This is a genomic window from Paraplanobispora takensis (genome assembly GCF_016863195.1).
Lineage (GTDB): Bacteria > Actinomycetota > Actinomycetes > Streptosporangiales > Streptosporangiaceae > Planobispora > Planobispora takensis.
In genome coordinates, this window is record NZ_BOOK01000070.1 from 37,570 (window position 1) to 43,569 (window position 6,000).

The window sequence follows — 6,000 nt, forward strand, 5'->3', positions numbered from 1 at the left end:
GCCCGGACGTCTCCTCCCCGGCCATACGGCGCCGCCACGCATCACGCCCCGGCGGCGCCGCGGGCGGTCAGTGGGCGCCCCCGGCCAGGTTGAGCACGAGCACCCCGCCGATGATCAGGACGATTCCCGCGATCTTGGCGAGTGAGATGGTCTCGCCGAGGAACAGCACGCCGATCGCGGCGATGGCGGCGGTACCGGCCCCGGCCCACACCGCGTAGGCGACGCCGACCTCCATCTGCAGCTTCAGCGCCTGCGACAGCAGGTAGAAGGCGGTGCCGTACCCGGCCAGCACCACCAGCGACCAGCCCTTGTGGGTGAAGCCCTCGCTGAGCTTGAGCGCGGAGGTGGCCAGCACCTCCGCGACGATCGCACCAGCCAGCATAAACCAGGCCATATATGGACTTCTCTCCCAAACGAACCCGTACGGGCATCCAAGTCTAGGAGGTGAGACGCTCCAGCAGCCGGGGGTGGCCGGCCAGCGCCGTCGTCAGCGTGCTCATCACCAGCGGCGCCAGCGCGGGCCGGTCGACCGCCTGCCAGTCGATGGGCCCGTGCGGCGGCTGCGGGTCGTACTCGATCATGAGCTGGACGGTGCGGGCCATCTCCTCACCCGCCAGCCGGGCCACCAGCGCCAGCGCCATGTCGATGCCGGCCGAGACCCCGGCCGCGGTGACGACGGGACCGTCCTGTACGACGCGCTCGCCGACCGGCACCGCATCCAGCCTCGCCAGCAGCTCCAGGGCCGCCCAGTGGGTGGTGGCGCGCCGGCCCCGCAGCAGCCCCGCCGCCCCCAGCAACAGCGAGCCGGTGCACACCGAGCCGATCACCTCCGCCCGCCGCGCGGCGAACCGGATGCGCTCCAGCAGCCGATCGTCGGCCATCGCCGCGAAGGTCGGCTCCACCCCGCCGGGCACGATGACCGCGTACGGCGCCTCCTCCTTCTCCAGTTCCTCGAAGGTGTGACTGGGCGCCAGACTCAGCGGCGTGTCGGTGGGCATCGCCCGGCGGGCCTCGGCGGCCACCACGATGCGCCAGGAGGGATCGAAGGCAGCGAAAACCGACATCACCTGCAACGGGCCGACCAGGTCCAGGGCGGTGATCCCGGGATAGAGCACGAACGCGACGGTCCTCACGGAAATCTCCTCTCGTCCTCCCCACCGTGGCCGGGCCCGCCGCCGGGGCGCGAGCCGCGGCCGCGCGCCGGTCCGGATTCTTGGGCGCCCTGTCTTTTCCCGCCGACCCCGGCATCCCGCCCCGGCTCCCCTGCGCCGCCCCGGGGCCCGCAAGCGCGCGGCGACCTGCGGATCGCAGGGATCCGGACCGGGGCGCCCGCGCCTCCACCGCGACGACACGATCACCCCCATCACCGCGAAGCCCTTGCGAGCGGAGTCGAAAGCGTGTTCCACTGATCCGCATGGGATGGGACTCCCCCGCGTTGCTGGCCGCGGCCCCCGACACCCGGCCCCGCATCGAACGCACCGCGGTGACCCGGGTCCACGGCGCGCTGACCTGCTACGAGGTCAAGGCGCGCACCGCCCTTGAGGCGGTCGCCGACGGCTGGGCGCTCAGCCCCTACCGCGGATGCGCCCACGCCTGCCGCTACTGCTCGGCGCGGCGCGGCCACCGCTACCTGGGCCTGAACACCGGCACCGACTTCGACTCGCGGATCGTCGTGCGCACCGACATCGTCCGGCGGCTGCGCGCCGAACTGACCGGCAAGTGGGACGGCGGCCACATCTCGGTGGGCCTGTCGGGCGACTGCTACCAGCACGCCGAGGAGATCTACAAGCTCATGCCCTCGCTGACCGGCGCGCTGGCCGAGGCCGGGGCCGAGTTCACCGTGCACACCAAGAGCCCGCTGATCCTGCGCGACGCCGACCTGCTGGCCGACCTGCCCGGAGCGGGCGTGATGGTCTCGGTCGCCTTCGTCGACGACCAGATCCGGCGCGCCGTCGAACCGGGCGCGCCCAGCGCGCAAAAGCGCCTGGAACTGGTGGCGGAGCTGAGTGAGCGCGGTGTGCCGTGCGGCGTGGCGATGGCGCCGATCCTTCCGCTGCTGACCGACTCCCCCGACCAGCTGACCGCCACCGTGCGCCGCATCGCCGCCGCCGGAGCCCTGAGCCTGTCCCCCCGCGTGCTGCGCCTGCCGCCCGGCGCCCGCGAGTGGTACCTGTCCTGGCTCGCCGAACGCCACCCCGGCCTCGTGGCGCGCTATCAGGAGCTGTACGGCAAGGGCCCCGACGCCGATTCCGGCTATGTCACCCGCCTCACCGCCCAGGTGCAGGCCCTGGCCGCCCGCTACGGGCTGCAGACCGGCCGCCCCCCGGCCCAGCCCGCCGAGGCCGCCGCCCGCCAGCTGTTCCTCATCTGAGGCCCGGCCCCCTTCCCCTTCGCTGCCGGGGTGCCTGCTTTTCGATGGGTTTCACAATCCCATCGGCTTTACAATGTAGATTTCAAAGTCCGGCGCGGAAAACCTTTCGACAGGGGCCGGGAGGGCGGCCTAACGTGCGGGCATGCAGATGATCGAACGGTTCCTCGCCGACGGCTTCGTCAAGATGGAAAGCGCGTTCCCGGCGGAGCTGGCCGAGCGGGGCCGTCAGATCCTGTGGCAGCAGATCGGGCTGAGCCCCGAGGACCCCGCGGGCTGGACCAAGCCGGTGGTGTGGGCCATGGACCACAGCGGCAGCCCGGTCTTCGATCAGGCGGTCAACGCCCCGGCCCTGCACGAGGCCTTCGACACCCTCGTCGGGCCCGGCCGCTGGGTGCCGCGCCGCGAGGCAGGCGTCTTCCCCATCCGCTTCCCCGTCAACCCGCCCGACGACGACCGCGGCTGGCACATCGACGCAAGCATCGACCGCGGCGACGGCACCTACGGTGTCAACCTGCGCTCGCAGGGCCGGGCGCTGCTGCTGCTGTTGCTGTTCTCCGACGTCGGACCCGACGACGCCCCCACCCGCATCCGCGCCGGCTCCCACCTGGACGTGCCCAAACTGCTGCAGCCGCACGGCGAGCAGGGCGTGGAGTTCTTCGAGCTGGGCCCGCTGGTGGAGGCCGCCAGCGCCCACCGCCCCGTGGTGCACGCCACCGGGCGGGCCGGGGACGTGTTCGTGTGCCACCCGTTCCTGGTGCACGCCGCCCAGGAGCACACCGGCACCCGGCCCCGGTTCATGTCCCAGCCTCCCCTGCTGCCGACCGGGCCGCTGGAGCTCGACCGCCCCGACGGCGCCCACTCCCCCGTCGAGCAGGCCATACGGCTCGGCCTGGGCCTGGCCTGATCGGGCTTCGTTCAGCGGTTCTTCTCGAGAATCGCCTCCTGGGCGGTGAGACCGCCGTAGACGACGCGGTTCCTTCTCCGATCTTCGGCGTTTCCCCCGACCCTGGCTTTACAATGTAGATTCACGAAGGGTATGGGCCGCCTCACGACCACGGCGCCGTGGGATACCACGGGATGATCTCCCGCCGGGCGAGCATGCGCACGTCCCAGTACAGGAAGGTGAAGACCCCGGCCACGATCAGGGACACGGCGGTCAGCGCGGCGATGCGGGAGGGCTTGGCCGTCAGCCACCGCTGCAGCCGGCTGCCGGCGGCATAGGACAGGACGACGAACAGCACCGCCATGATGAGGATGTTGCCCAGCGACTGCAGTACGAAGGCCGCCGCGCCGTACAGCGGGTTGCCGCTCTCGGCGGCGTCCCGGAACATCTGCCGGAACAGCGGGAACGGCCGCCCGATCAGGAAGGCGCCGATCAGCGCGCCCATGAACACCATCGGGGCGTTGGGAAAGCGCCGCGACAGGCGGGCGAACGGGTCGGGCACCAGGCCGAGCGCGGCCAGCCCCATGTAGATCATGACCAGGCCGATCACCCCGTAGACCACCATCGACTGGATGCCGCGCGGCGACAGAGACCCGGGCACGTTCTGCGCGGTGGAGAACTGCGGCATGGCGGTGCCGACGAATCCGACGAGCGCCCCGTAGAGCGCCGAGACGACCGTCATGCCGACCGCCAGCCAGCCCAGTGGCTTGAGCGTGTGCACCAGGCGGCCCCACCGGCTCCCGACGCCGCCCAGCATCGGCGCCACCGCGCCGAACGCGGCGATGTTGCAGGCCGTGAACGACCCGGCCAGCCCGCTGACGAAGGCGAAGGCGATGCCCGCGGCGATGCCGGCGATCGGTGTCTGCTTGGCGTCGTGCCCCAGCAGCGTGTTGGCGACGTTGTCGCCGATGGTCTGGTCGACGAACTCCGCCGACCAGACCACGGTCAGCAGGAAGCCCACCAGGCTGCCGACCAGGATGATCAGCCCGCGCCTGCGCGGGAAAGCGCCGTTGACGAAGACGGAGGTGGCCGCCGCGGCGGGTTGCGCCACCGGCCGGCCGGGCCTGTCCGATGGGGCCGCGACGATGTGGTCTTGCGCCATGGGCGTCTCCTCAGACGAGCACAACGGTTGTCAGAGCACGACAGGACAGCACGACAGGACAGCACGACAGGACCTCGCACGGTGCGGCGCCGGCACCCGGATCGCAGCCGCCCGTCCCGCCCGGGGGGGACGTCCCCGGCCCACGGCCGCCGCGCCTCCCACAGGATCCGGTGGTACGGCGGGCGGTTCTTCTCCCAGATTGCGCGATGGATAATCGGACCAACTTCGGCGATCAAGGGGCGGCGATGCGGCGCACATGGCGATGGGGGGCTCTTGCTCTCGCGGTGACGCTGTCGGCCGTCTCCGGGTCCTCGGTGGACGCGACGGCCAGGAAGGACTTCGTCCGCTACGCCGACGACAGCTGTCTGGGTGAGGACGAGGAGTACTACGTCTGCGCGCCGTGGCGGCTGTCGCTGAGGAACGGAAAAGTGATCCGCCTGAAGGAGGCCCGGGTGTTCACCGGGCCGGGAAGAGGGGCCCGGGCGCCCTTCGCCCTGTCGCCGCACGGCAGCAAGGCTGCCTATTTCCGTCTGAAGGACGGCGCCCTGGTCGTGCGTGACGTCACCACCGGCGTCGCGCGCGCCGTACCGGGGATCAAGTGGCCCGTAGAGCTCCCCCTGCAGATCGGCCTCTCACCCGGCGGGCGCTTCGTCACCCTGCGAGGCGATCATCTCGAGCCGCGCCGGGTGCTGGACACCGTCACCGGCCGGACGCACCCGCTGCCCGCCCTGCGGGTCCCGTGGAGCTTCAGCCCCGACAACGCCTATCTGCTCGCCTACGAGGGCGACAACACGGTCGTGGTGTACTCGACCGCCGACTGGAGCGTGGTGCGCAAGGTCCGCACGCCCCCGGGCGCGCTCCACATGAACGGCACGACGATCGCCTACATCGACCGCGGACACCGCCGGGACGGAACCCACCGCATCCGGTTCGTCGACCTGGCCACCGGCCGCCCGGCCGAGGCTCCGCTGGAGATCCCCTTCGGTGAGGAGGGGCGGTGGCTGCTGTGGGACCGGGCCGGCAACCTCGACCTCCTGACCAGAGTGACCGAGAGCTCCCACGGAGACCTCACCACCTTCCGCTGGCGCAGGGCCAGCGACGACATGCGCGTGCTCGACACCTTCACGAACCGCTCACGTGACGAGATCGACGTCATCGCCGGGCTGCCCGACCTCTGATCACACCGGCCGCGCCTGCGCGCCGTACGGCATGCCGCTCACGCGCGGGCCGCGTCAGCTCGGAAGGCGCCAGTTGCACACACCCTCGACACACAGCTCGGTGGTCGTCTCACGGCGGTCCGGCGCCTTGATCGACGCCTTGATCGACGCCTTGTCGCCCCACCGGTCGTAGCGGGTGTCGACGTGGAAGGTCTTGCCCACCACTTCGTCCGGGCCCCCGGCCAGGGTGCAGGTGCTCTGCACTCTGCCGATCAGGCCCGCCCGGGTCAGCGTGAGGGTGTAGGAGAGTTTCGTGTCATCGCCCCAGGAGCTGTGGGATGAGTGGCCGAACCAGCGGGAGGACTTGCGCAGTTCCTTGAAGGTGATCGCGCCGGTGACGGTGCCGCCGCTCGTCTGCCCGTTCTTC

General features: G+C 71.4%; 7 protein-coding genes. 3 read left to right on the forward strand and 4 right to left on the reverse strand.

Annotated elements, in window-relative coordinates; all coding sequences use genetic code 11:
- Window positions 1-67 precede the first annotated feature (67 nt).
- Window positions 68-394: a DMT family transporter gene (locus Pta02_RS37345; RefSeq protein WP_203879743.1), complete on the reverse strand. Its 327-nt coding sequence runs from the start codon at window positions 392-394 to the stop codon at window positions 68-70.
- A gap of 43 nt (window positions 395-437) precedes the next feature.
- Window positions 438-1,133: a DJ-1/PfpI family protein gene (locus Pta02_RS37350; protein WP_203879744.1), complete on the reverse strand. Its 696-nt coding sequence runs from the start codon at window positions 1,131-1,133 to the stop codon at window positions 438-440.
- A 281-nt stretch (window positions 1,134-1,414) separates the two neighbouring features.
- On the opposite strand from Pta02_RS37350, the gene Pta02_RS37355 reads away from it, so the two are divergent.
- Window positions 1,415-2,371, forward strand: a complete 957-nt coding sequence (locus Pta02_RS37355) for a radical SAM protein (protein ID WP_203879745.1) — start codon at window positions 1,415-1,417, stop codon at window positions 2,369-2,371.
- A 142-nt stretch (window positions 2,372-2,513) separates the two neighbouring features.
- Window positions 2,514-3,275 (forward strand): phytanoyl-CoA dioxygenase family protein, encoded by a 762-nt coding sequence (locus Pta02_RS37360; protein WP_203879746.1) that lies wholly within the window; start codon window positions 2,514-2,516, stop codon window positions 3,273-3,275.
- A gap of 142 nt (window positions 3,276-3,417) precedes the next feature.
- On the opposite strand, the gene Pta02_RS37365 is transcribed toward Pta02_RS37360, so the two are convergent.
- Window positions 3,418-4,416 carry a hypothetical protein gene (locus Pta02_RS37365; protein WP_203879747.1) on the reverse strand — a complete coding sequence of 333 codons (999 nt, stop codon included), beginning with the start codon at window positions 4,414-4,416 and terminating at the stop codon, window positions 3,418-3,420.
- 245 nt (window positions 4,417-4,661) lie between these two features.
- On the opposite strand from Pta02_RS37365, the gene Pta02_RS37370 reads away from it, so the two are divergent.
- A complete protein-coding gene (locus Pta02_RS37370) occupies window positions 4,662-5,594 on the forward strand; it encodes a WD40 repeat domain-containing protein (RefSeq protein WP_203879748.1) in 933 nt (310 codons plus the stop codon).
- A 54-nt stretch (window positions 5,595-5,648) separates the two neighbouring features.
- On the opposite strand, the gene Pta02_RS37375 is transcribed toward Pta02_RS37370, so the two are convergent.
- Window positions 5,649-6,000: hypothetical protein (locus Pta02_RS37375; RefSeq protein ID WP_203879749.1), on the reverse strand; the 352-nt coding region annotated here is incomplete at its 5' end.

Bases quoted from the DNA above. Each gene is read 5' to 3' on its own strand.
- Pta02_RS37345 (WP_203879743.1), bottom strand. From the start codon at position 394: ATGGCCTGGTTTATGCTGGCTGGTGCGATCGTCGCGGAGGTGCTGGCC.
- Pta02_RS37355 (WP_203879745.1), top strand. From the start codon at position 1,415: ATGGGATGGGACTCCCCCGCGTTGCTGGCCGCGGCCCCCGACACCCGG.
- Pta02_RS37360 (WP_203879746.1), top strand. From the start codon at position 2,514: ATGCAGATGATCGAACGGTTCCTCGCCGACGGCTTCGTCAAGATGGAA.
- Pta02_RS37365 (WP_203879747.1), bottom strand. From the start codon at position 4,416: ATGGCGCAAGACCACATCGTCGCGGCCCCATCGGACAGGCCCGGCCGG.
- Pta02_RS37370 (WP_203879748.1), top strand. From the start codon at position 4,662: ATGCGGCGCACATGGCGATGGGGGGCTCTTGCTCTCGCGGTGACGCTG.